The organism is Streptomyces sp. NPDC002671 (assembly GCF_053592475.1).
The window spans coordinates 206,434-229,353 of record NZ_JBSFVU010000010.1 but is presented as its reverse complement, the minus strand read 5'-3'; the positions used below and the strand labels follow the sequence as shown (position 1 = coordinate 229,353).

Below are 22,920 nucleotides of genomic sequence, written 5' to 3'. Positions count from 1 at the left end.
CGGTGTGTTACAGCTGGGCCGCCCGGAAGGTGACCCGCCCGGCCACCGCCGTGAGCAGGACCGGCAGTCCGGCAAGGTCGGTGTCGGACACCTGAAGCGGGTTCTCGGCCAGGACGGTGAGGTCGGCGCGGTGACCGACGGCGATCCGGCCCGCGAGGTCCTCCTCCCCGGCGGCCCACGCGGGGTTGACGGTCATGCCCTGGAGCGCCTGCAGGGCGGTGAGGCCCTGCTCCGGGCCGTGCGGCGGCCGGGAGAGGTCGGCGGGGCGGCGGTGCCGGGCGCCGGCCATGACCTCGAGCGGCGGGTACGGCGCGATGGGCCAGTCGGAGCCGAGGACGACCCGGGCTCCGGCCTCCCACAGGTCGCGGCAGCGGAAGGCGCGCGCGGCGCGCTCCTCGCCGAGCCGGTGCGACCAGTTGTCGGTGTGGTCGGACCGGGTGAACTCGCAGCAGTGGGTGGGCTGCATGGAGGCGGCCACCCCGAGTGCCGCGAAGCGCCGTACGGTGTCGTCGGGCACGGTCTCGACGTGCTCGACCCGGTGGCGGACGGCCTCCGAATGCTCGGCGCGCGCCTTCTCGACGGAGTCGAGCACATGGCGTACGGCCGCGTCGCCGATCGCGTGGGTGGCGGTGGGCACGCCGGCCCGGTGGAGCGCGCCGATCACCTCGGTGTAGCGCTGCGGGTCGGGCCAGAAGGCGTGCGTGGACTCGCCGTGGCAGTCGGGGGCCTCCAGCCAGGCGGTGCCGTTGTCGATGGTGCCGTCCATGAACAGCTTCACGCCGGCCACCCGCCACAACCCGCCGCCGGTGCCCTGCTGCCGGACGAGGTCGGCCACGGCGTCGTCGTCGGCCTCCGGGCGGCACCAGGGGGCGATCCGCAGCCGCAGCGGCAGCGGCAGCGCGTCCTCGGCCTCCAGCGCGGCGTAGACGGCGAGGCTGTCGCCGTTCGCGTCCATGGCGTGCCCGCCGGTGAGGCCGGCGGCGGCCATGGCGCGCAGCACCTCGGCGGTCCGCTCCCGCACCTCGGCCTCGGTGGGCCGGGGGGCGACGGCCTCGACGAGTTCGCAGGCGGCGTCCTCCAGGAGCAGGCCGGTGGGCCGGCCCTCGGCGCCGCAGACGATCTCGGAACCCTGCGCGAACTCCCGCGCTCCGTCGACGCCCGCCAGCTCCAGGGCCCGCTCGCTGGCCAGCAGCGAGTGCGCGTCGAACAGGTCGACAAGGGCGGGGATGCCGTCGAGCACCGGGCCGAGCGCGGCGTTGCCGACCGGCGCGCCCTCGAACGCGTTGGGGTCCAGGCCCCAGCCGCGCAGCCAGGCCCCCGGTGGCAGCGCCTGCGCCGCCTCGGCGAGCGCGGCGCGTACGGCGGTCAGGTCGCGGCAGCCGGACAGGTCCACGCCCATGGTGCGCTCGGCGCCGGAGACCGGGTGCAGATGGCCGTCGGTGAAGCCCGCGGTGACCACGGCCCCGCGCAGGTCCACAACCGTGCTGCCCGGCCCGGCGAGGAGCCGGGCCTGCCGGTCGTCGCCGAGGAAGGTGATCCGCCCGTGCTCCGCGGCGAGCGCGGTGTGCGGGAGGAGCGTGCCGGTGCCGGGGTCGAGCAGCCGGGCGGAGAGCAGGACGAGATCGGCGGGCACGCGGGGCTCCTTCGTGGAACAGGGGATGGAACGGGTGGTCAGCCGGCGGCGAGGGCGCGCTCGAACACGCCCTCCGAAAGGCCGAGTTCGCGCTCGGCGGTGGTGAGGGCCATGCGCACCACGGCCGCGGGCCGTTCGGGGGTCACGGTGTTGGCGTGGGCGCCCAGGCCGTCCAGCACGACGAGTATCTGAATGGTCGTCACCAGCGGGTCGGCGGTGCGGAATTCGCCCGCCTCGACGCCGTCCCGGATGACGGCTTCGAGCCGTGCACGCCAGGCGCCCTCCTGCTCGGCGACCCGGTCGCGCAGGACCGGCCGGTAGCGGCTGAGGTGGCGGGCGTTGATCCACAGCCGGCTGATGCCGTCGTAGTCCGCGCCCGAGGTGCGGGCGAGGAACCGGGCCAGGCGCAGGGTGGGGGTGTCCTCGGGCCGGCCGTCCGGCAGCAGGGTGTCGAGTTCGGCGGTCGCCGCGCTGCCGAAGGCCTCGGCGACGAGATCCTCGGCCGAGGGGAAGTAGTGACCGATCAGCCCCGGGCGCACGTCCAGCTCCTCGCCGATCCGGCGCAGGGTGATGCTCTCCAGGCCCTCGGTCAGGGCAACGGCCGAGGCCGCGTCGACGATTTCCGCCCGCCGGGTGGCGGGATCCTTTCGGATCCGTTTGCGCTGAACGCTTGACGTCATACCCCGGATGCTATTGAGTGTGCGACCAATAAGCAACTGGCCAAGTGACCAATAAGCGACCCGGTCGATCCACCGCTCCCGGAGGGCCTCATGGCGTCCACACTCCCCGACCCGATTCCCGAAGCGCACCTCAGGTCCGCCGACGGGAAGGCGGCGGCTGACCTGGCCCCCGAGCGGGCCGGTGGCATCGAGGCCCACGGCATCGACCACATCCCGGACTCCGAGCGCCGGGGCCGCCCTCGAGAGCTGTTCTCGGTGTGGGCCGCGGCCAATGTCAACTACCTCAGCCTGGTCGTCGGCGGCGCCCTGGTGCTGATGGGCCTGAGCCTGAGGCAGGCGCTGGCGGTGATCGTCGTCGGCAATCTCTTCTGGGTGCTGACCGGCCTGCTCGCGGTCTCGGGCCCGGCGGCGGGCGCGCCCAGCGAGGTGATCACGCGGGCGATGTACGGCGTGCTCGGCAACCGCGTGAACAACGCCGTGACCGGGTGGATGATCTCCGTCTGCTACTTCGCCCTGAACCTGGCGGCGGGGGCCACCGCGGCCTTCTCGCTCGCCGAGCGGGCCGGGCTGCCCGTGAACACCGCCGTCAAGGCCGTGATCGTGATCCTCATCGCCGCGGTCACCCTCGCCATCAGCGTCTACGGCCACTCCGCGATCGTCCGGCTCTACGTCCCGATCACCCTCGTCCTGACGGTCGTCTTCGCCGTGGTGGCCGTGGTCGTGGTGCAGCACACCGACTTCGGCTACGTCCCGGACCGGCCGCTGACCGGCAGCGCCCTGTGGGCGACCGTGCTGGCCGGTGTCGGCCTGATCGCCTCGGGTCCGCTGTCGTACACCACCAGCGCGGACTTCTCCCGCTATCTGCCGCGCACCGCCTCCCCGAAGGCCGTGGCCGGCTGGACGGCGCTCGGCGGCTTCCTGCCCGGCACCGTGGTCTGCGGCCTCGGCGCGCTCGCCGCGACCACCGTCGACATGAGCGACCCGCAGACCGCACTCCAGGGGCTGCTGCCCGGCTGGTTCCGGCCGCTGTTCCTGCTCGCGCTGGTCCTCGGCACCGTCGCCCTCAACGCCCTGACCGCCTACAGCGCGGGGCTCGCCCTCCAGGCCGTCGGCCTCAGCATCCGGCGCTCGCGCAGCGTCCTCGTCGACGGCACCGTCTCCGTCGCGCTCACGCTGTACGCGCTGCTGATCTCCGACTTCCTCGACACCGTCGGCACCGTCCTCCAGCTGACCGTGGTCCTGCTCGGCCCCAGCATGGCCGTGTACGCCACCGACATCCTGCTGCGCCGCAACCGCTACGACGGCCTCGCCCTCGGCGACGAGACCCCGGGCAGCCCGTTCTGGTACAGGGGCGGGGTCAACTGGTCCGGCGCACTGGCCCTCGGGCTGGGTGTCGCCGCCTCCGCCCTCTGCGTCGACACCGTCTACACCGGTCCGGTGGCCGCCGCCCTGGGCGGCATCGACCTCGCCCTCCCCGTGGGCCTGGTGGTGTCCGCGGGTGCGTACGCCCTGCTGATGCGCGACGGAGTGCGCGCTGGACGCCCGGCTGACAAGCCGTGAGACTGGAGCGCGGCCGACGCCCCCGCTCTCCAGGACGGTGACCATGGAAGAGGAAGTCCCCCGCGTCGAACTCACCCCGCAGGCCGCTGAGCTGGTGCGCCGGCTGCGCGCCGAGCACGGTCCGCTGATGTTCCACCAGTCCGGCGGCTGCTGCGACGGCAGCGCGCCCATGTGCTACCCGGACGGCGAGTTCCGCACCGGCGACTCGGACGTGCTGCTGGCCGAGCTGGACGTGGACGGCGTCGACGAGCCGGTGACCTTCTGGATGTCGCGCAGCCAGTACGCGGCCTGGAGCCACACCCGGCTGATCGTGGACGTCGTACCCGGACGTGGGAGCGGATTCTCGCTGGAAGCACCCGAGGGGGTGCGTTTTCTCACCCGTTCTCGCGTAGTCGACGCCTAGGCACCCCGCCGGTCCCCCGCGTCTGCTGCACTGCCCCTGAGTCCTCGGAACGTTGACGAGACATCAGGGGGTACGGTGACACGACGTCAGCGGCGACCGGCCACGGGCAGATCGCTCCTCACAGCTCTCACGGCCTTCGGTGTGCTGGCCGGCGCGACCCTGACCGGGGCGGCGCCGGCCAGTGCCGCACCGGAGGGAAGGCGGATCGCGCCGGGGGTCAGCTACCGGCAGTTCGACCTCCCGGCGGCCAAGGGGGTGACGCACGCCCATGTGGTCACCGTCGACCTGACCGACCGGCGTGTGCACCTGGACCTGCTGTACCCGGGCGCGGTCGCGGCCCGGGCGACGGTCTCCGGGATGGCCGCCGCGGCGGGCGCCGTCGCGGGCGTCAACGGGGACTTCTTCGACATCAGCGAGGCCCAGCACCCCGGCGTCGAGGCCACCGGCGCGTCCGACGGTCCGGAGATCGCGCACGGCCGGGTGCTGAAGGCCGCCGTGCCGGACGGCCAGCGCTTCGGGCCCGCACTGCCGCCCGGCACCACCGCCGAGGACGTCTTCGGGGTGGGCGAGGACCGGAGGGCCCGCCTGGACCGGCTCAGCCTCACCGGCTCGGTCCACACCCCGGAGGGGAGGCTGCCGCTGCGGGGCCTCAATCAGTTCGCGCTGCCGGAGAACTCCGTCGGCGCCTTCACCCGGGCCTGGGGCAGCGTCTCGCGGGCCCGCGCCGTCTGCGGCACCGACACCGACCGCGCCGCGGGCTGCGACCACGACACCTACGAGGTGACCGTCCGCTACGGCCGGGTCGTGTCCGTCTCCGGCCGTCCGGGCAGCGGCCCGATCGCCAAGGACACCACGGTACTGCTCGGCCGCGACGCGGGCGCCCGGCAGCTGCGGAAGCTCTCCAGGGGCGACCAGGTGACGGTATGGCACCGGACGCTGGCCTCGGCGTCGACGGTGCCGTACCGGTTCGCGCTCGGCGGTTACCCGGTGCTGAGCAAGGGGCAGCCGCTCGCGGGGCTCGACAACCGGGTCTCGGCGGTGCGCACCGCCGTCGGCTTCAGCGGCGACGGGCGCAGGCTGCTGCTCCTCGCCACGGACGGCTCCCCCGCCTACCGCAGCGGTCTGACAATCGCCGAAGTCGCCTCAGTGATGCGGAAGTTGGGGTCGTACGACGCGTTCAGCCTGGACGGCGGCGGCTCGACGGAAATGGTCACCCGCGAGCCCGGCGCGAGCACGGTGTCGGTCCGCAACCACCCGAGCGGCGGCGCCGAACGCCCCGTACCGAACGGCATCGGCGTCTTCTCGGCCGGCTGACCCGGCTGCCCCGGCCGTCCGGCCTCAGGGCCGCAGGCCGCTCACCAGGTCGGCGGTCGCAGTGAGCCCGCTGCTGATGGTGGGCGCCATGCTCGTGCCGGCCAGGTAGAAGCCGAGCAGCATGCAGACCAGGGCGTGCGAGAGCTTCAGCGCGCCTTGGCGCATGAAGATCACGGCAATGATCACGAGCAGCAGCACCACAGAGATGGAAACGGCCATCGGGAACCTCCTCCGCCACGCCCCATGAGCGGCGTTCGGCCGCAAGTGTGGCGTAGCGGGGGGTTCGTCCGGGCGGCTGACGTGTCCTCCGATCGTGTGGTGTTACGCGGAGGGGTGGGCGTCGAGGAAGGCCTCCAGGCCGGCGAGGTCGTCGGTGTTGAGGTAGTCGACGCCGCCCGCGAGCAGTTCCGTCCACAGCGCGTCCCGGGCCGGACCTGCGAGGTCGGGCGTGGCCCAGAACCGGACCTGCTGGCCGCGCGCGTGGGCCTGCCCGGTGATGGCGCGCAGCTTCTGCCGCTCGGCGTCCGGGAACGGCCCGTCGCCCAGCCAGGTGAAGTTGTTGGTCCAGTTGTCGCTGATCAGCGAGATGAAGGAGGCCGGGGCCGCGCTGCCGAGGTCAGCGAGCCGCCCGTCGTAGAAGGCGCGGCGCTCGGTCTGGGCCTCCATGGGGATGCGGGCCGCACGGTCGCCGGAGATGACGGCGGTGAGCGGACCGGGGTGGACCCGGCCGTTCGCGTAGGTGGTGAACAGGTGCGGGTAGCGGCGCAGATGGCGGTCGAGTTCGACGTAGGTCGAGGAGCCCTCGGTCTTGATGTCGATGAGCAGCTGCACCGGTCGGCGCCAACCCCGGTACACCGAGCCCTGGTTGGCCTTCACGATCGCGGAGAGCGGTTCGAGGTAGAGGGATTCGAGGGTGCGCTTCGGGTCCAGCTCGCCGACCTCGTGCGCGACGAGGAGCTGGTTACCGACGAGGAAGATGTCGGCCTCGACGCTGCCGAAGCGGTGGTCGAGGGCGTCGAACAGGGGGCGCGGGTGCTCGTAGTCGTTGTGTGCGTGGGCGTTCCACAGCGGGCGCGGGCCGCGGTGGCCGCCGCCCGCCCAGGCCTGGCCGGCGGGCAGGGCTACCGCGCCGGCGAGGGCGGCGCCGAGGGTGGTGAGGGCTCTGCGACGGGTGGTGAGGGCCATGCTCTGCCTCCCTTGAGGGACCGGATGGGACCGAAGGGAGTATGCGTTCCATACACAGCCAACAGGCCCCATCCGAAAGGGAGTTCGCCCTCTGTTCACTTGTGATCGCCGGAAAGGACAGCTAACTCAGGGGCCCCTGAAGATCGACCAGTTCGGCCAGCGCCGAGCGGTGTGCGCCCGCGGTGCCGTAGGCGATCGAGTCGGCCTTGGCCCGCTTCAGGTAAAGATGGGCCGGGTGTTCCCAGGTCATGCCGATCCCGCCGTGCAGTTGCACGGCTTCCTCGGCGGCGTGGACCGCGACGGGCGCCGCGTACGCCTGTGCGACGGCGACCGAGACGTCGGTGTCCTCGCCGGAGGCAAGCGCGTCGGCGGCGGCCCGGGCCGCGGCCCGGAGGTTCACGACCTCCAGCCACAGCTGGGCGAGCCGGTGCTTGAGCGCCTGGAAGCCGCCGACCGGCCGGTTGAACTGCTTGCGCTCCTTCAGGTAGCGCACGGTCTCGGTCAACGCCCACTCCGCCACGCCGAGTTGTTCGGAGGCGAGCAGTCCGGCGGCGGCGCGCAGGGCCCGGCGCACGGCGGGTCCCGCCTCGCCGACGCGGCGGCCGGGGGCGCCGTCGAGGGTGACGGTGGCGAGCGGCCGGGTCAGGTCCAGGGAGATCTGCGGGGTGACAGTCACCGCGTCGGCGGCCACGGCGTACAGGCCGCCGTCGTCGGCCGGGACGAGCAGGACGTCGGCCGCGGCGGCATCCGCGACGCCGGTCAACTCACCGTGCAGCGTGCCGTTCTCCAGGCGTACGGCCGGAAGCGCGGCGCCCGGGGCCGTGTGCAGCCCGACCGCGAGGGCGCCTATGGTGCGCCCGGAGGCCAGCCGGCCCAGCAGTTCCCCGTCCCCGCAGGCCAGCAGGGCCTCGGTGGCGACGACCGCGCTGGTGAGGTACGGCACGGGTGCCACCGCGCGCCAACTCCTCAAGGACGACGGCCACTTCGCGGTGGGTCGCGCCCTGGCCGCCCTGCGCCTCGGGCACCAGGAGCCCGGCGAGGCCCATGCCCTCGGCGAGGGACTTCCACAGGGCGAGGTCGTGCGGGGCGTCCGACTCGGTGCGGGCGATCACGTCCGCCGCGACGCAGTGGTCCGTGAGCAGGTCACGGACAGCGGCGCGCAGCGCCTCTTCCTCCTCGGAGTGGAGCAGATCCCGCTGTGTGCTCATCGGGCCAGGTCCTTCCAGGCGACGTCCTTGTCGGTGCGCGGTTCGGCGGGCAGGCCGAGGACCCGCTCGGCGACGATGTTCAGCAGGACCTCGCTGGTCCCGCCCTCGATGCTGTTGCCCTTGGAGCGCAGATAGCGGTAGCCGGCGTCGCGACCCGTGAAGTCGACCAGCTCGGGGCGGCGCATGGTCCAGTCGTCGTACAACAGGCCCTCTTCGCCGCGGAGTTCGACCTCCAGGCCGCTGATCTCCTGGTTGAGGCGGGCGAAGGCGAGCTTCATGCCGGCGCCCTCGGGGCCGGGCTGCCCGGCGACGAGCTGCTGGCGCAGGCGCTCGGCGGTGAGCCGGGAGACCTCGGCCTCGACCCAGAGCTTGAGCAGCCTCTGGTGGAGGTCGTGGGTGCGCAGGTCTGGGCGCTCGCGCCAGGTCTTGGATACCGGGCCGATCATGCCGCCCTCGCGGGGCAGCCGCATGCCGCCGATGGCGACGCGTTCGTTGTTGAGTGTCGTCTGCGCGACCCGCCAGCCGTCGCCGGCCTCGCCGAGGCGGCGGGAGTCGGGGATGCGGACGTCGGTGAGGAAGACCTCGTTGAACTCGGCCTCGCCGGTGATCTGCCGCAGCGGCCGGACCTCGACACCGGGATCGGTCATGTCGCAGATGAAGTACGTGATGCCCGCGTGCTTGGGCGCGTCCGGGTCGGTGCGGGCGATGAGGATGGCCCAGCGGGCGAGGTGGGCGCTGGACGTCCACACCTTCTGCCCGTTGACGACCCAGTCGTCGCCCTCTCGTACGGCACGGGTGCCCAGCGCGGCCAGGTCGGAGCCGGCGCCCGGCTCGCTGAAGAGCTGGCACCAGACCTCCTCCCCGGTCCACAGGGGCCGCAGGTAGCGCCGGTGCTGCTCCTCGGTGCCGTAGTGCAGGACGGTCGGGGCGGCCATGCCGAGGCCGATGCCGATGCGCCGGGGGTCGTTGTCGGGCGCGCCGGCCTGCTCCAGCTCGGCGTCCACGACGGCCTGGAGGGAGCGCGGGGCGCCGAGGCCGCCGAGGCCCTCCGGGTAGTGCACCCAGGCGAGACCGGCGTCGAACCGGGCCCGGAGGAAGTCGAGGCGGTCGGTGGTGGCCGGCGGATGCGCGGCCAGCAACTCCCGGGTGCGGCGGCGCAGTTCTTCGGCGTCGGTCATGCTGCGGCTCCGTTCTTCAGTGACGGGACGACGGCGATCCGCCCGGTGGTCACGCCGTCGGCGACCCGCTGTACGGCGTCCGCCGCGCCCTGAAGCGGCACCCGTTCGCTGATCAGCGGCTTGATCGCGCCCCGGGCGGCCAGCTCGGTGAGCTGCTCGTGGCAGTGCAGGACCAGCTTGGGGTTCTTGGTGTTGTACAGGCCCCAGTGGAGGCCGAGGATCGAGTAGTTCTTCACCAGGGCGTGGTTGAGGCCCGGGGCCGGGATGGTGCCGCTGGCGAAGCCGATGACCACGATGCGGCCCTCGAAGGCGACCAGCTTGGCGGACTGCGTGTAGGCGTCGCCGCCGACGGGGTCGTAGATCACGTCGGCGCCCCGGCCGCCGGTGGCCTCCTTCACGGCGGCGACGACGTCCTCGGTGTGCCGGTCGACCACGACGTCGCAGCCCTGCTCGCGGGCGACGGCCGCCTTGGCGGCGCCACCGACGACGCCGATCACCGTGGCACCCGCGGCCTTGCCGAGCTGTACGGCGGCGCTGCCGACGCCGCCCGCGGCGGCGTGCACGAGGAGGGTCTCGCCCGCCTCCAGGTGCGCCCGGCGGTGCAGGGCGAACCAGCCGGTCTGGTAGCCGATGTGCAGCGCTGCGGCCTCCGCGTCGTCCAGCGCCTCGGGCGCGGGCAGCAGGGCGCGGGCGTCGGCGACGGCGTACTCGGCGAAGCCGCCGTGCGGCAGCTCGGGGTTGGCGATGACCCGGCGGCCGTCCTCGGTCTCGGCACAGATCTCCACGCCGGGCGTGAACGGCAGCGGGGGCCGCACCTGGTAGTGACCCCGGCACATCAGCGCGTCCGGGAAGTTGATGTTGGCGGCGCGCACCCGCAGCAGCACCTGGCCGTCGCCGGGGGTGGGGCGCTCCACCTCCGCCAGGTGCATCACCTCGCTCGGCTCGCCGTTCTCGTGCACTTGCCATGCCTGCATGCGGGGCCTCCACGGGACTGCTTCGTCTGACCGGGTCCGACCGCATACTAAGCGGTCGCTTGCCATTCAGGGAACCGTTCCGCGCATCACGTCTGCCGGGGCCGGGCCCGTACGTGCATCCGCTCGCCCTGCGGTCCGAACAGGCTCAGGAACTCCACCGGCCCCTCCCCCGTCGACCCGAACCAGTGCGGTATCCGGGTGTCGAACTCGGCGGCCTCGCCCGCCGCGAGCACCACGTCGTGCTCGCCCAGCACCAGCCGCAGCCGCCCGGAGAGCACGTACAGCCACTCGTAGCCCTCGTGACTGCGCGGCTCAGGCGCCTCCTTGCGCTGCGGTTCCAGGATCTTGAAGGCCTGGAGCCCGCCGGGCTGCCGGGTCAGCGGCCAGTGGGTACGTCCGTGGCGCACGATCGGCTTGAACCGCACCCGCGGGTCCCCGACCGGAGGCGCGCCGACCAGTTCGTCCAGCGGCACCTGATGGGCCTGGGCGATCGGCAGCAGCAGTTCGAGGCTGGGCTTGCGCAGGCCCGACTCCAGCCGGGACAGGGTGCTGACGGAGATCCCGGTCGCCTCCGACAGCGCGGCGAGGGTCACCTCGCGCTCCTGACGGATGCGCCGCAGCCGGGGACCCACCTCTGCCAGTACGTCTTCGGTCGTCATGGCCCTCATTGCAGAATCGGCAAACAGGTTTGTCAATACGGCAGCACCTGGGCGACCGTCGGCCGCGGAGGCGGTCACGCTGGGCCGGACCCGGCGGCACACGCTGGTCTTCGACGCGGGCGAGCCGCGCAACGCGCCCGCCGCGCACATGCAGGGCTATCTGTCCCGGGACGTGGTCCGCTGCCCGTACTGCCACGGCTGCGAGGTCCGCGACCGGGCCACCGGGGTGCCCGCCACCACCCCGCTGAGCGTGCACCAGGCCCTGATGGTCACCCGGTGGACCAAGGACGTGCGCTTCTTCCTGCACCGGCTCCAGGAGTCCGAGCTGGCGGACGACGACCTGCGCCGGCCGGCCGCCGCCGGGGTCACCGTCGTACCCGGCGAGGTGGCGGAGCTGACCGTGGCCAAGGACCGGCTGGGCACGGAACTGCGCGAGACCCCCTTCGGCAGCTACCCGGTGATCGACGAGCGGAGCCTGACGAGCGTGCCGGGGCTGTGAGCGGCGGGGAACGCGAGCGGGTTCGCCGAGCAGGTGGTGAACGCGGCCGTGCGCGCGTAGGGCCCCAGGGGCACCATGACTGCATGCTGCTGACCCGCCTCGCCGAGGTGTCCCGGGAGGTCGCCGCCACGGCGGCCCGGTCCCGGAAGACGGCGCTGCTCGCGGAGCTGTTCCGGGAGGCGGAGGCGGACGACGTGCCCGTCGTCATCCCGTATCTGGCCGGACGGCTCCCGCAGGGGCGGCTCGGGGTCGGCTGGAAGGTGCTGAGCCGTCCGGTACCGCCGGCCGCCGAGCCCTCGCTGACCGTGCGCGGGGTCGACGCCCGGCTGACCGAGCTGGGCAAGGTGTCCGGCCCCGGTTCCCAGGCGGAGCGGGCCCGGATCGTCGGCGAGGTGATGGGCGCGGCGACCGAGGCGGAGCAGCGTTTCCTGCGCGGTCTGCTCACCGGCGAGGTGCGCCAGGGCGCGCTGGACGCGGTGGCCGTGGAGGGGCTCGCCCAGGCCACCGGCGCGGATCCGGCGGACGTACGGCGGGCGGTGATGCTCGCCGGGTCGCTGCAGGCGGTGGCCGAGGCCCTGCTCGCCGACGGGCCCGGGGCGCTGGAGCGGTTCCGGCTCACGGTCGGCCGCCCGGTGCTGCCGATGCTGGCGCAGAGCGCCTCCTCGGTCGCCGAGGCGGTCGGGAAGCTGGGCGCCTGCGCGGTGGAGGAGAAGCTGGACGGCATCCGGATCCAGGTCCACCGGGACGGCGACGCCGTACGGGTGCACACCCGCACGCTGGACGACATCACCGACCGGCTGCCCGAAGTGACCGCCGTGGCAAGGGAGTTGGCGGGTGAATGCTTCATCCTGGACGGCGAGGTGATCTCCTTCGACGCCGCCGGCCGCCCCCGGTCCTTCCAGGAGACGGCCGGCCGGGTCGGCTCCCGGACGGACGTGGCGAGGGCCGCCGGGGAGGTGCCGGTCTCCCCCGTCTTCTTCGACGCCCTGTCGGTCGACGGCCGCGACCTGCTCGACCTGCCCTTCGCCGAGCGGCACGCGGAGCTGGCCCGGCTGGTGCCGGAGCCGATGCGGGTGCGCCGCACGGTGGTGTCCGGCCCGCCGGAGGCCACCGAGGCGGAACGGTTCCTCGCCGACACCCTGGCCCGCGGCCACGAGGGCGTGGTCGTCAAGGCGCTGGACGCCCCCTACAGCGCGGGCCGGCGCGGTGCCGCCTGGCTGAAGGTCAAGCCCGTGCACACCCTCGACCTGGTCGTGCTGGCCGCCGAGTGGGGCCACGGCCGGCGCACCGGCAGGCTGTCCAACCTCCACCTCGGCGCCCGCAACCCGGACGGCACCTTCGCGATGCTCGGCAAGACCTTCAAGGGCATGACGGACGCGATGCTCGCCTGGCAGACGGGGAGACTCCAGGAGCTGGCCGTCGAGGACGACGGCTGGGTGGTCACCGTACGCCCCGAACTCGTCGTGGAGATCGCCTACGACGGCCTCCAGCGCTCCACCCGCTACCCGGCCGGCGTCACCCTGCGCTTCGCCCGCGTGGTCCGCTACCGCGAGGACAAGCGCCCCGAGGAGGCCGATACCGTGGAGGCTCTGCTGGCGGCCCACCCGGAGGTCGAGCCGTGACGGTGAGGACGACGAAGCGCAGTGCGGGACTGCTGTTGTTCCGGCACACCGGCGACGGGCTGGAGGTGTTGCTGGGCCATATGGGCGGGCCGTTCTTCGCGAAGAAGGACGCGGGGGCGTGGACCGTACCCAAGGGCGAGTACGAGCCGGACGAGCCCGCCTGGGAGGCGGCCCGGCGCGAGTTCCGCGAGGAGCTGGGCCTGGAGCCGCCCGGCGGGGAGGCCGTACCCCTCGGCGAGGTCGTGCAGCGAGGCGGCAAGGTCGTGACCGTGTGGGCGGTCGAGGCGGACCTCGACCCGGAGACGATCACCCCCGGCACCTTCACCATGGAGTGGCCCCCGCGCTCCGGCCACGTGCGGGAGTTTCCCGAGCTGGACCGGGTGGCGTGGTTCGGGCTCGGCCCGGCCCGCGAGCTGATCGTCACGGCGCAGGCCACGTTTCTCGACCGACTGGAGGAGCACTCGGGCTGAAGGGAGGCCCACGCGTTGCGCACGGCTCGGGCGCGCGCGAAGGTCGAAGCAAGCCCGCTCCCAGGGAGGCCAGCCATGCCCATCGCGACGGTGAACCCGGCGAACGGCGAGACGCTCAAGTCGTACGAGCCCATGGGCGAGGAGGAGCTGGAACGCCGGCTCCAGCTCGCCGAGGCCACCTTCCGCACGTACCGGACGACGGCGTTCGCCGAGCGCGCCCGGCTGCTGAACAAGGCCGCCGACCTGCTGGACGAGGACCTGCCCGAGATCGGCCGTGTCATGACCACGGAGATGGGCAAGCCGATCAAGCAGGCCCGCGGCGAGGCCGCCAAGTGCGCCAAGGCCATGCGCTGGTACGCCGAGCGGGCCGAGTCGCTGCTGGCCGACGAGGAGCCCGCCGAGTCCGACGTACGGGACTCGGGCGCGTCCCGGGTGCGGGTCGTCTACCGGCCGCTCGGCCCCGTGCTCGCGGTGATGCCGTGGAACTTCCCCCTCTGGCAGGTGATGCGCTTCGCCGCGCCCGCGCTGATGGCGGGCAACGTGGGCCTGCTCAAACACTCCTCGAACGTCCCCCAGACGGCTCTGTACCTGGAGGACCTGTTCCACCGGGCGGGCTTCAAGGAGGGCTGCTTCCAGACGCTGCTGATCGGCTCGGGCGCGGTGGACGGCATCCTGCGCGACGAGCGGGTGAAGGCGGCGACCCTCACGGGCAGCGAACCCGCGGGCCGGGCGGTCGCCTCCACCTCCGGAGAGATGATCAAGAAGACGGTGATGGAGCTGGGCGGCAGCGATCCGTTCGTCGTCATGCCGTCCGCCGACCTCGACCGTGCGGCACAGGTCGCGGTGACCGCGCGGGTGCAGAACAACGGGCAGTCCTGCATCGCCGCCAAGCGGTTCATCGTGCACGGCGACGTGTACGACGCCTTCACCGAGAAGTTCGTCGCGGGCATGAAGGCGCTCAAGATCGGCGACCCGCTGGAGGAGGACACCGAGATCGGGCCGATGGCCACCGAGCAGGGGCGGTCCGACCTGGAGGAGCTGGTGGACGACGCCAGGCGCAGTGGCGCGGCGGTGCTGTGCGGCGGCGAGCGCCCCGACGGGCCGGGCTGGTACTACCCGCCGACCGTGCTCACGGGGATCACCCGCGAGATGCGCATCCACCGCGAGGAGGCGTTCGGGCCGGTCGCCACGGTGTACCGGGCCGCGGACCTGGACGAGGCCGTGCTCATCGCCAACGACTCGCTGTTCGGGCTGAGTTCGAACGTGTGGACCCGCGAGGAGAGCGAGGTGGCGCGCTTCGCCCGCGACCTGGAGGCCGGTGCCGTCTACGTCAACGGCATGACCGCCTCGCACCCGGCGTTCCCGTTCGGCGGTGTGAAGCGGTCCGGATACGGACGTGAGCTGTCCGAGCACGGAATCCGGGAGTTCTGCAACATCACCACGGTTTGGCAGGGTGCGTGAGCACTGCGCGGCTACCATCCCCTTTTGTGAACCGCGAAGTGACTCTGCCTCTGATCGTCGACGACCGCGGGACCTTGCAGGTGGCCGCGGCCGACGTGAGTAAGTTGCTGCGGACGCTGGGTGGCCGGTGGCTTCATCTCGTCGAGGCCGGGGAGCAGGGGCTCGACGAGGACACCGTGGCCGCCCTGACGATCGAGCTGGCGAAGCTCGCGGACCGTATCGACGTGGCGTGCATCGCGCACAGCAGCGGGGCGCCCTAGGCGTAGGTGCCGCCTGGTCGCCCGCCCCTTACCCCTTGTCACCGATTTGGAGTAGTCCCGCGCGAGATCGTCGCCCTGTCGGGTGAACCTGAGTGGACCACCTACTGACCGGCGGGCGGAGGCCTGCCGGAAGGCGAAAGCAGGGACGCTCATGGCGACTTTGTGCAGACCTTCGGTGTCGGTCCCGGAACACGTGATCACGATGGAGGAGACGCTGGAGCTGGCGCGCTCCCGCCACGCGGACCACCCCCAACTGCCTCTGGCCCTGAGGCTGATCGAGAACACCGGCGTACGCACACGGCACATCGTGCAGCCCATCGAGGAGACCCTGAAGCACCCCGGGTTCCAGGAGCGCAACAAGCTCTACGAGGCCGAGGCGAAGGCCCGGGTCCCCGCGGTGATCCAGCGTGCGCTCGACGACGCCGAACTCCTGACCTCGGACATCGACGTCATCATCTACGTCTCGTGCACGGGCTTCATGATGCCCTCGCTCACGGCGTGGCTGATCAACGAGATGGACTTCGACACCACCACCCGCCAGCTCCCCATAGCCCAGCTGGGCTGTGCGGCCGGCGGCGCGGCGATCAACCGGGCCCACGACTTCTGCACGGCCTACCCGCACGCCAACGCGCTCATCGTGGCCTGCGAGTTCTGCTCGCTGTGCTACCAGCCCACCGACCTCGGGATCGGCTCGCTGCTCTCCAACGGCCTCTTCGGCGACGGCATCGCCGCCGCGGTGGTGCGCGGCCGGGGCGGCACGGGCGTCCACCTGGAGCGCAACGGCTCGTACCTGATCCCGAAGACCGAGGAGTGGATCGCGTACGACGTCCGGGCGACCGGCTTCCACTTCCTGCTGGACAAGCGGGTGCCGGCGACCATGGAGCCGCTCGCCCCGGCGCTGAAGGACCTGGCCGGCACGCACGGCTGGGACGCGTCCGACCTGGATTTCTACATCATCCACGCGGGCGGGCCCCGAATACTCGACGACCTGAGCAAGTTCCTCCAGGTCGATCCGCACGCGTTCCGGTTCAGCCGGGCCACGCTGACCGAGTACGGCAACATCGCGAGCGCCGTCGTCCTGGACGCGCTGCGCCGGCTGTTCGACGAGGGCGGCGCCGAGGACCGGGCACGCGGACTGCTCGCCGGGTTCGGTCCGGGCATCACCGCCGAGATGACAGTGGGCCGCTGGACCACCGGGGACGGAGCGAAGCGATGACCGACGAGACCATTGTCGAGATCCTGCCCCCGGTCCGGCACTGGCCGGCGCTCGACCTGACCGGGACGGACTTCGACCCGGTGCTGACCGAGCTGATGCGCGAGGGCCCGATCACCCGCATTCAGCTGCCCAACGGCGAGGGCTGGGCGTGGTTGGTGACCCGGTACGACGACGTGCGCATGGTCGCCAACGATCCCCGCTTCAGCCGTGAGGCGGTCATGGACAAGCCGGTCACCCGGCTCGCCCCGCACTTCATCCCCGACCGGGGCGCGGTCGGCTTCCTCGACCCGCCCGACCACACCCGGCTGCGCCGCTCGGTGGCCGCCGCGTTCACCACGAAGGGCGTGGAACGCGTCCGGGAGAAGGCGCGCGGGATGCTGGACGAGCTGGTGGACGAGCTCCTCCAGGACGGTCCGCCCGCCGACCTCACGACGACGATCCTCAGCCCGTTCCCCATCGCGGTGATCTGCGAGCTGATGGGCGTACCGGCCGCCGACCGGCACGTCATGCACACCTGGACCCAGCTGATCCTGTCCTCCTCGCACGGCAAGGACATCAGCGAGAAGGCCAAGCGCGAGATGAACGCCTACTTCTCGGACCTGATCGGGCGGCGCGCGGACAGCACGGACGAGGACGTCACCTCGCTGCTCGGCGCCGCCGTGGGCAGCGGCGAGGTCACCCTGGACGAGGCGACCGGCCTCGCGGTCCTGCTCCAGATCGGCGGCGAGGCGGTCACCAACAACAGCGGGCAGCTGTTCTACCTGCTGCTGACCCGCCCCGACCTGACCGCACGGCTGCGCGACGAGCCGGAGATCCGCCCGAAGGCGATCGACGAACTCCTGCGCTACATCCCGCACCGCAGCACGGTCGGCCTCTCCCGGATCGCCCTGGAGGACGTGGGGATCAGAGGCGTACGCATCCGGGCCGGCGACCCGGTCTACGTCTCCTACCTGGCCGCCAACCGCGACCCGGACGTCTTCCCCGACCCGGAGCGGATCGACTTCTCCCGCAGTCCCAACCCGCACCTGTCCTTCGGCTTCGGTCCGCACTTCTGCCCCGGCAACATGCTGGCCCGGCTGGAGTCGGAACTCCTGGTCGACGCCCTGCTGGACCGGGTGCCGCGGCTGCGACTGGCCATACCGCCCGGCCAAGTGCCCTTCAGGAAGGGCGCGTTGATCCGGGGGCCCGAGGCCCTGCCGGTGGCCTGGTGAGCGGGCGATGACGACCGAGGGACTGCTCGTACCGCCGGGTCACGGCCGCATCGTCGAAACACCGGCCCAGCGTGTGACGTACAAGGTCACCGGCCTGCAGTCGCGGATGGCCTCCACTTTCGAGGTGGAGGTCCCGCCGGGTTTCGACGTCGGCGCCCATGTGCACACGCGCAGCGAGGAGTTGTTCTACGTCCTCGAAGGCGAGCTGGACGTACTCGCCTTCGAGCCGCGCATCCGCACACCGGACAACTGGCAGCGTTGGGAGTCGAGTTCGGGCAACCGCGTGGTCCGCGCGACACGGGGCACGCTGATCGTCGTACCCCCGGGCTGCCCGCACGCCTTCGCCAACCCGACGGAGACACCGACGAGGATGTTCTTCCAGGCGTTTCCGCCGCCCGACCACGAGCGCTACTTCGAGGAGCTGCTGGAGATCCTGGGGGCCGGGGGGCCACCCGATCAGGCGGCGATCGAGGAGCTGCGGGCCAAGTACGACATCCAGCAGCTCACGCCGCTGAGACATCGCTGACCCGCGCCGCTACCGGATCGGCATCCCGGCCAGCGTACGAGCGATGACGAGCCGCTGGATCTCGCTCGTGCCCTCGAAGATGGTGTAGATCGCGCTGTCCCGGTGCATCCGCTCGACCGGGTACTCCCGGGTGTACCCGTTGCCGCCCAGGATCTGGATGGCCTGCGCGGTGACCTTCTTCGCGGTCTCACTCGCGTACAGCTTGGACATCGACCCCTCGGCCGCGGTGAACGGCTTCCCGTTGACCGCCATCCAGGAGGCGCGCCACACGAGGAGACGGGCCGCGTCGACCTGCGTGCGCATGTCCGCGAGCTGGAAGGCGACGCCCTGGTTGTCGATGATCGGCCGACCGAACTGCTCGCGGGTCTTGGCGTAGTCGAGGGCGACCTCGTACGCGGCGCGGGCGGTGCCGACCGCCATCGCACCCACGGCCGGCCGCGAGGCCTCGAACGTGGCCATCGCCGCGTTCTTCACCCTCTCCCCGCCGCCGGCCTTGGCCTTCTCGCGGGCACGGGCGAGCCGCTCGTCCAGCTTCTCCTTGCCGCCGAGCAGGCAGGAGCCGGGGACGCGGACGTTGTCGAGGATGACCTCGGCGGTGTGCGAGGCGCGGATGCCGTGCTTCTTGAACTTCTGGCCCTGGGCGAGGCCCGGCGTGCCCGGCGGGACGATGAAGGAGGCGTGGCCCTTGGAGCCCAGGTCCGGGTCGACAGCGGCGACGACGACGTGGACGCCCGCGATGCCGCCGTTGGTCGCCCAGGTCTTCGTGCCGTTGATCACCCACTCGTCCTTGGCCTCGTCGTACACGGCACGCGTGCGCATGGAGGCCACGTCGGAGCCGGCGTCGGGCTCGGAGGAGCAGAACGCGGCGACCTTGACGTCGTTCACGTCGCCGTACATCTGGGGGATCCAGGTGCCTATCTGCTCCTCGGTGCCGTTGGCGAGCACGCCCACGGCGGCGAGGCCGGTACCGACGATGGAGAGCGCGATGCCCGCGTCACCCCAGAACAGCTCCTCCAAGGCCATCGGTATGCCGAGGCCGGTGGGGTCGAAGTACTGCTGGGCGTAGAAGTCGAGGGAGTAGATGCCGACCTTGGCGGCCTCCTGGATGACCGGCCAGGGAGTCTCCTCGCGCTCGTCCCACTCGGCGGCGGCGGGACGGATCACATCGGCGGCGAAGCCATGGAGCCAGTCCCGGACCTCCTTCTGTTCGTCGTTCAGCTCCATGGTGAACTCGGCCATGTCCCCTCCAGCGGCGGCGGTACGGTGTTACTAGCGGTAACCCGAGTGTGTTACTGACCGGTAGGAAAAGTCAACTCCCGGGGACCCCTCGGCAGCCCGTTCGATGCCAGGGGGCCGGTCAGTGTTACTTTGCGCGTGCGTCACCGAATCAGCACGGGTGGGGAGAGCACATGAACACCACACAGCGGACCGACCAGCAGCGGTCCGCCGAACGCCGACGGCGCGAGCTGCTGGAGGCCGCCGACCGGGTGGTGCTGCGCGACGGCCCGCAGGCGTCGATGAACGCGATCGCCGCAGAGGCCGGCATCACCAAGCCGATCCTTTACCGGCACTTCGGGGACAAGGGCGGGCTTTACGCGGCCTTGGCCAAGCGGCACACGGACGCGTTGCTGGACTCGCTGCGCGCGGCTCTGGACGCGCCGGCCGACCGGCGGGAGCGCGTGGAGTCCACCCTGGACACCTACCTCGCGGCGATCGAGGCCCGGCCCCAGGTCTACCGGTTCCTGATGCATCCGGCGGAGGGGTCCCAGACCGAGCAGGGCTTCAACGTCGGCATGCACACCGCGCCGCTGCTCCGCAGGATGGGCGAGGAGCTGGCCCAGGTCATCGAGGAGCGGGTCGACCTGGGGCCGGGCAGCCAGCAGCTGGCCCGGGTGTGGGGCCATGGCATCGTCGGGATGATGCACGCGGCCGGGGACTGGTGGCTGGGTGAACGCCCTTGCCCCCGGGCCGAGTTGGTCAAGTCCCTCGCCGATCTGCTGTGGGGGCGGCTCGCGGCGGCCGGGGAGCGCGTGGGCGGCCCGGGGTTCTGACTCTCAGCGGCGCCAGGAAGCCCGGCCGATCTGCCTCTGCAGCCTGCGCTTGCGCCACCCCGCAAGGTGGTCGGCGTACACCGTCCCGTCCAGGTGGTCGCACTCGTGCTGGAGGCACCGGGCGAAGAACCCGGTGCCGTGGACGGTGACCGGCTCCCCCGTCATCGTCACGCCCTCGACCACCGCATGGTCGTACCGCTCGGTGCCCGCTTCAAGGCCCGGCAGGGAGAGGCAGCCCTCCGGGCCGCGGATCACCACACCGTCCGCCTCCACGAGGCGGGGGTTCACCACATGTCCGAGGTGCCGCACATCCTCGTCGTCCGGGCAGTCGTACACGAACACGCGCAGCGGCACCCCGATCTGATTCGCGGCCAGACCCACCCCTTGCGCCGCGTACATCGTGGCGAACAAATCCTCCACGAGCGCCGCCAGATCGCTGCCGAAATCGGTTACTTCCCGGCATTGTTCGCGCAGTGGGGCGTCGTCGAGCAGGGTGAGAGGCCGGACGCGCCCGCGGGCGCCCGGAATGGAACCGTGTCGCATGGGCGCAAGGGTACGGTTCCCTCGGCACACGACCGCCGCGCAGGCTGGGCCGGGATTCGGGTGTGCGATCGGATCTCGATAGGCTGAGGCACAACCACGTTGCCGGATGGCCCCAGGCGCGGCGCGTACGCAAGGAGGATCGAGAACTGATGGCAGGCAACCCGGACCCGCTCAACGCGCGGGCCAAGCTGGCCGTGACCGCCGGCAAGGCGGTAGCTGCGGCATCGCGCGCAGCGGGACGCGGCAGCGGGTCGGTGATCGGCGGCCGGGTCGCGCTGAAGCTCGACCCCGACCTGCTCGCCCGGCTCGCGCAGAACCTGAACGTCGTCCTGGTGTCCGCCACCAACGGCAAGACCACGACCACCCGGCTCATCGCGGAGGCGCTGCGCGCCGCGGGCCCGGTGGTGTCGAACGCGCTCGGCGCCAACATGCCGGCCGGTATCACCTCCGCGCTCGCGGGCGGTTCGGACGCGAAGTTCGGCGTCATCGAGGTCGACGAGAAGTACCTGGCCGGTGTGGCCCGGGACACCGACCCGAAGTGCATCGCCCTGCTCAACCTCTCCCGCGACCAGCTCGACCGCGCCGCCGAGACCCGGATGCTCGCGGAGAACTGGCGCGAGGGCCTGGCCGGCTCCAAGGCCGTGGTCGTCGCCAACTGCGACGACCCGCTGGTGGTGTGGGCCGCCTCGTCCTCCCCGAATGTGATCTGGGTCGCGGCCGGGCAGATGTGGAAGGACGACGCCTGGTCCTGCCCGTCGTGCGGTGGCGTCATGCAGCGCCCCGGAGACGACTGGTTCTGCGGTGAGTGCGGCTTCCGCCGGCCGACGCCGACCTGGGCGCTGTCCGGGGACCACGTCCTCGACCCGCACGGCTCCGCCTGGCCGATCCACCTGCAGCTGCCGGGCCGCGCCAACAAGGCGAACGCGGCCAGCTCCGCGGCCGTCGCCGCCGTCTTCGGGGTGCCTCCGCAGGTCGCCCTGGAGCGCATGTACCAGGTCCAGGCCGTGGCCGGACGCTACGACGTCGTCCAGTTCGAGGGCCGTGACCTGCGGCTGCTGCTGGCCAAGAACCCGGCCGGCTGGCTGGAGACGTTCTCCCTGATCGACCCGCCGCCCACCCCGGTGATCCTCTCCGTGAACGCGCGCGGTGCCGACGGCACCGACACCTCCTGGCTGTGGGACGTCGACTACACGCGGCTGACCGGCCACCCGATCTTCGTCATCGGTGACCGCAAACTGGACCTCGCCGTCCGTCTGGAGGTCGCGAACCAGCACTTCCAGGTCTGCGAGAACCTCGACGAGGCCGTCCAGATGGCCCCGCCCGGACGCATCGAGGTCATCGCGAACTACACCGCGTTCCAGGACCTGCGCCGCCGCGTCGGCAACTGATCTTCGAAGGGCGATCAATCACCTCATGAGCGACAACCAACTGCGGCTGGTGTGGATCTACCCGGACCTGCTGAGCACCTACGGCGACCAGGGCAACGCGCTCGTCGTGGAGCGCCGGGCCCGGCAGCGCGGCCTGGACGTGGCCCGGCTGGACGTGCGCAGCGACCAGCCGATCCCGACCTCCGGTGACATCTACCTCATCGGCGGCGGCGAGGACCGCCCGCAGCGGCTCGCGGCCGAGCGGCTGCGCCGGGACGGCCAGCTGCACCGCGCGGTGGAGAACGGCGCGATCGTCTTCTCCGTCTGCGCCGGCTACCAGATCCTCGGCCACGAGTTCATCAACGACCTCGGCCAGCGCGAGCCGGGCCTCGGCCTGCTCGACGTGGTGTCGGTGCGCGGCGAGGGCGAGCGGTGCGTCGGCGACGTCCTCGCGGACATCGACGCGCCGCTCGGCCTGCCCCAGCTCACCGGCTTCGAGAACCACCAGGGCGTCACCCACCTCGGCCCCACCGCCCGCCCCTTCGCTCAGGTCCGCATGGGCCGGGGCAACGGCACCGGGGACGGCACGGAGGGCGCGTACAACGGGACGGTCTTCGGCACGTACATGCACGGGCCCGTCCTCGCGCGAAACCCGCTGATCGCCGACCTGCTGCTGAAGCTGGCGCTCGACGTGAACGCGCTGCCGCCGATCGACGACCGCTGGTACGAGGCGCTGCGCGACGAGCGCATCGCGGCTGCCCAGCAGTCCGCGTAAGCGTTTTTCCAGAGGTACTGGAGGGGTACCGAAGCGCCCTTCCGGTGCCTTCCGGCAGGCTCGTGGCGGGCCCGCCTGACGGGCCGTCCGCTCACATGTGCGGGCGCGTCCAGCAGGCGGACGCC

At 72.1% G+C, this 22,920-nt stretch carries 22 protein-coding genes and 2 pseudogenes; 14 read left to right on the top strand and 10 right to left on the bottom strand.

All coding sequences use genetic code 11. The features are described from left to right. Positions 1-7: 7 nt before the first annotated feature. On the bottom strand, positions 8-1,633 hold the full coding sequence (locus tag ACWD35_RS18115; RefSeq protein ID WP_451352237.1) for an amidohydrolase: 1,626 nt from the start codon (positions 1,631-1,633) through the stop codon (positions 8-10). 38 nt (positions 1,634-1,671) lie between these two features. Next, a complete protein-coding gene (locus ACWD35_RS18110; RefSeq protein WP_451352236.1) occupies positions 1,672-2,313 on the bottom strand; it encodes a TetR/AcrR family transcriptional regulator in 642 nt (213 codons plus the stop codon). Positions 2,314-2,403: 90 nt separating this feature from the next. On the opposite strand from ACWD35_RS18110, the gene ACWD35_RS18105 reads away from it, so the two are divergent. The 3 genes from ACWD35_RS18105 to ACWD35_RS18095 all read left to right on the top strand — a co-directional run bounded on the left by ACWD35_RS18105 (position 2,404) and on the right by ACWD35_RS18095 (position 5,590). Then, positions 2,404-3,873 carry a purine-cytosine permease family protein gene (locus tag ACWD35_RS18105; RefSeq protein WP_451352235.1) on the top strand — a complete coding sequence of 490 codons (1,470 nt, stop codon included), beginning with the start codon at positions 2,404-2,406 and terminating at the stop codon, positions 3,871-3,873. A gap of 43 nt (positions 3,874-3,916) precedes the next feature. Then, positions 3,917-4,276: a DUF779 domain-containing protein gene (locus ACWD35_RS18100; protein WP_451352234.1), complete on the top strand. Its 360-nt coding sequence runs from the start codon at positions 3,917-3,919 to the stop codon at positions 4,274-4,276. 75 nt (positions 4,277-4,351) lie between these two features. Then, positions 4,352-5,590 (top strand): phosphodiester glycosidase family protein, encoded by a 1,239-nt coding sequence (locus tag ACWD35_RS18095; protein WP_451352233.1) that lies wholly within the window; start codon positions 4,352-4,354, stop codon positions 5,588-5,590. 24 nt (positions 5,591-5,614) lie between these two features. Here ACWD35_RS18095 and ACWD35_RS18090 read toward each other — a convergent pair whose 3' ends face one another. From ACWD35_RS18090 to ACWD35_RS18065, 6 genes and pseudogenes are all read right to left on the bottom strand, one after another. Beyond that, a complete protein-coding gene (locus ACWD35_RS18090; RefSeq protein WP_451352232.1) occupies positions 5,615-5,809 on the bottom strand; it encodes a hypothetical protein in 195 nt (64 codons plus the stop codon). A 102-nt stretch (positions 5,810-5,911) separates the two neighbouring features. Continuing rightward, positions 5,912-6,775: a phosphatidylinositol-specific phospholipase C/glycerophosphodiester phosphodiesterase family protein gene (locus tag ACWD35_RS18085; protein ID WP_451352231.1), complete on the bottom strand. Its 864-nt coding sequence runs from the start codon at positions 6,773-6,775 to the stop codon at positions 5,912-5,914. A 121-nt stretch (positions 6,776-6,896) separates the two neighbouring features. Beyond that, positions 6,897-7,983 (bottom strand): annotated as a pseudogene (locus ACWD35_RS18080) (acyl-CoA dehydrogenase family protein). Beyond that, positions 7,980-9,161 (bottom strand): acyl-CoA dehydrogenase family protein, encoded by a 1,182-nt coding sequence (locus tag ACWD35_RS18075; RefSeq protein WP_451352230.1) that lies wholly within the window; start codon positions 9,159-9,161, stop codon positions 7,980-7,982. The pseudogene ACWD35_RS18080 and the gene ACWD35_RS18075 overlap by 4 nt, the downstream one beginning before the upstream one ends. Next, positions 9,158-10,135 carry an NADPH:quinone oxidoreductase family protein gene (locus tag ACWD35_RS18070; protein ID WP_451352229.1) on the bottom strand — a complete coding sequence of 326 codons (978 nt, stop codon included), beginning with the start codon at positions 10,133-10,135 and terminating at the stop codon, positions 9,158-9,160. The genes ACWD35_RS18075 and ACWD35_RS18070 overlap by 4 nt, the downstream gene beginning before the upstream one ends. An 86-nt stretch (positions 10,136-10,221) precedes the next feature. Next, positions 10,222-10,794 carry a helix-turn-helix domain-containing protein gene (locus ACWD35_RS18065; protein WP_451352228.1) on the bottom strand — a complete coding sequence of 191 codons (573 nt, stop codon included), beginning with the start codon at positions 10,792-10,794 and terminating at the stop codon, positions 10,222-10,224. On the opposite strand from ACWD35_RS18065, the pseudogene ACWD35_RS18060 reads away from it, so the two are divergent. The 8 genes and pseudogenes from ACWD35_RS18060 to ACWD35_RS18025 form a co-directional block, all read left to right on the top strand. After that, a pseudogene (locus ACWD35_RS18060) lies at positions 10,793-11,290 on the top strand (thioredoxin reductase); the annotation flags it as partial. The gene ACWD35_RS18065 and the pseudogene ACWD35_RS18060 sit on opposite strands and share 2 nt — an antisense overlap. Before the next feature lie 86 nt (positions 11,291-11,376). Beyond that, complete coding sequence (locus tag ACWD35_RS18055) at positions 11,377-12,915, top strand: ATP-dependent DNA ligase (protein WP_451352227.1); 1,539 nt, start codon at positions 11,377-11,379, stop codon at positions 12,913-12,915. Further along, positions 12,912-13,385, top strand: a complete 474-nt coding sequence (locus tag ACWD35_RS18050) for an NUDIX domain-containing protein (RefSeq protein WP_451352226.1) — start codon at positions 12,912-12,914, stop codon at positions 13,383-13,385. The genes ACWD35_RS18055 and ACWD35_RS18050 overlap by 4 nt, the downstream gene beginning before the upstream one ends. A gap of 75 nt (positions 13,386-13,460) precedes the next feature. Then, a complete protein-coding gene (locus ACWD35_RS18045; RefSeq protein WP_451352225.1) occupies positions 13,461-14,846 on the top strand; it encodes an NADP-dependent succinic semialdehyde dehydrogenase in 1,386 nt (461 codons plus the stop codon). A 26-nt stretch (positions 14,847-14,872) separates the two neighbouring features. Then, positions 14,873-15,106 carry a DUF6213 family protein gene (locus ACWD35_RS18040; RefSeq protein ID WP_451352224.1) on the top strand — a complete coding sequence of 78 codons (234 nt, stop codon included), beginning with the start codon at positions 14,873-14,875 and terminating at the stop codon, positions 15,104-15,106. A gap of 82 nt (positions 15,107-15,188) precedes the next feature. Further along, complete coding sequence (locus ACWD35_RS18035) at positions 15,189-16,322, top strand: type III polyketide synthase (protein WP_451352223.1); 1,134 nt, start codon at positions 15,189-15,191, stop codon at positions 16,320-16,322. Continuing rightward, a complete protein-coding gene (locus tag ACWD35_RS18030) occupies positions 16,319-17,533 on the top strand; it encodes a cytochrome P450 (RefSeq protein WP_451352222.1) in 1,215 nt (404 codons plus the stop codon). Before ACWD35_RS18035 ends, ACWD35_RS18030 begins: the two co-directional genes overlap by 4 nt. Positions 17,534-17,540: 7 nt before the next feature. Then, entirely contained in the window at positions 17,541-18,059 is a 519-nt protein-coding gene (locus tag ACWD35_RS18025; protein ID WP_451352221.1) for a cupin domain-containing protein, read from the top strand. Positions 18,060-18,068: 9 nt separating this feature from the next. Here the strand turns inward: ACWD35_RS18025 and ACWD35_RS18020 are convergent, their stop codons facing one another. Beyond that, positions 18,069-19,298: an acyl-CoA dehydrogenase family protein gene (locus tag ACWD35_RS18020; protein WP_451352220.1), complete on the bottom strand. Its 1,230-nt coding sequence runs from the start codon at positions 19,296-19,298 to the stop codon at positions 18,069-18,071. A gap of 170 nt (positions 19,299-19,468) precedes the next feature. Here ACWD35_RS18020 and ACWD35_RS18015 point away from each other — a divergent pair, with 170 nt between their 5' ends. Continuing rightward, the gene (locus ACWD35_RS18015; protein WP_451352219.1) at positions 19,469-20,110 is read left to right on the top strand and encodes a TetR family transcriptional regulator; all 642 of its coding nucleotides are present in this window, start codon (positions 19,469-19,471) and stop codon (positions 20,108-20,110) included. A 3-nt stretch (positions 20,111-20,113) separates the two neighbouring features. Here ACWD35_RS18015 and def read toward each other — a convergent pair whose 3' ends face one another. Continuing rightward, positions 20,114-20,653, bottom strand: a complete 540-nt coding sequence (gene def / locus ACWD35_RS18010) for a peptide deformylase (RefSeq protein ID WP_451352218.1) — start codon at positions 20,651-20,653, stop codon at positions 20,114-20,116. Between the two features lie 149 nt (positions 20,654-20,802). Between def and ACWD35_RS18005 the strand changes: the two genes are divergently transcribed. Further along, positions 20,803-22,041, top strand: a complete 1,239-nt coding sequence (locus tag ACWD35_RS18005) for a MurT ligase domain-containing protein (RefSeq protein WP_451352217.1) — start codon at positions 20,803-20,805, stop codon at positions 22,039-22,041. A gap of 25 nt (positions 22,042-22,066) precedes the next feature. Beyond that, complete coding sequence (locus ACWD35_RS18000; RefSeq protein WP_451352216.1) at positions 22,067-22,795, top strand: type 1 glutamine amidotransferase; 729 nt, start codon at positions 22,067-22,069, stop codon at positions 22,793-22,795. Positions 22,796-22,920 lie beyond the last annotated feature (125 nt).

What these genes read in the sequence shown, in the direction of transcription:
- ACWD35_RS18045 (WP_451352225.1), top strand. Translation starts at nt 13,461, where the DNA reads ATGCCCATCGCGACGGTGAACCCGGCGAACGGCGAGACGCTCAAGTCG.
- ACWD35_RS18015 (WP_451352219.1), top strand. Translation starts at nt 19,469, where the DNA reads ATGAACACCACACAGCGGACCGACCAGCAGCGGTCCGCCGAACGCCGA.
- def (WP_451352218.1), bottom strand. Translation starts at nt 20,653, where the DNA reads ATGCGACACGGTTCCATTCCGGGCGCCCGCGGGCGCGTCCGGCCTCTC.
- ACWD35_RS18085 (WP_451352231.1), bottom strand. Translation starts at nt 6,775, where the DNA reads ATGGCCCTCACCACCCGTCGCAGAGCCCTCACCACCCTCGGCGCCGCC.
- ACWD35_RS18100 (WP_451352234.1), top strand. Translation starts at nt 3,917, where the DNA reads ATGGAAGAGGAAGTCCCCCGCGTCGAACTCACCCCGCAGGCCGCTGAG.
- ACWD35_RS18110 (WP_451352236.1), bottom strand. Translation starts at nt 2,313, where the DNA reads ATGACGTCAAGCGTTCAGCGCAAACGGATCCGAAAGGATCCCGCCACC.
- ACWD35_RS18000 (WP_451352216.1), top strand. Translation starts at nt 22,067, where the DNA reads ATGAGCGACAACCAACTGCGGCTGGTGTGGATCTACCCGGACCTGCTG.
- ACWD35_RS18025 (WP_451352221.1), top strand. Translation starts at nt 17,541, where the DNA reads ATGACGACCGAGGGACTGCTCGTACCGCCGGGTCACGGCCGCATCGTC.
- ACWD35_RS18075 (WP_451352230.1), bottom strand. Translation starts at nt 9,161, where the DNA reads ATGACCGACGCCGAAGAACTGCGCCGCCGCACCCGGGAGTTGCTGGCC.
- ACWD35_RS18005 (WP_451352217.1), top strand. Translation starts at nt 20,803, where the DNA reads ATGGCAGGCAACCCGGACCCGCTCAACGCGCGGGCCAAGCTGGCCGTG.
- ACWD35_RS18105 (WP_451352235.1), top strand. Translation starts at nt 2,404, where the DNA reads ATGGCGTCCACACTCCCCGACCCGATTCCCGAAGCGCACCTCAGGTCC.
- ACWD35_RS18030 (WP_451352222.1), top strand. Translation starts at nt 16,319, where the DNA reads ATGACCGACGAGACCATTGTCGAGATCCTGCCCCCGGTCCGGCACTGG.
- ACWD35_RS18065 (WP_451352228.1), bottom strand. Translation starts at nt 10,794, where the DNA reads ATGACGACCGAAGACGTACTGGCAGAGGTGGGTCCCCGGCTGCGGCGC.
- ACWD35_RS18070 (WP_451352229.1), bottom strand. Translation starts at nt 10,135, where the DNA reads ATGCAGGCATGGCAAGTGCACGAGAACGGCGAGCCGAGCGAGGTGATG.
- ACWD35_RS18090 (WP_451352232.1), bottom strand. Translation starts at nt 5,809, where the DNA reads ATGGCCGTTTCCATCTCTGTGGTGCTGCTGCTCGTGATCATTGCCGTG.
- ACWD35_RS18055 (WP_451352227.1), top strand. Translation starts at nt 11,377, where the DNA reads ATGCTGCTGACCCGCCTCGCCGAGGTGTCCCGGGAGGTCGCCGCCACG.
- ACWD35_RS18020 (WP_451352220.1), bottom strand. Translation starts at nt 19,298, where the DNA reads ATGGCCGAGTTCACCATGGAGCTGAACGACGAACAGAAGGAGGTCCGG.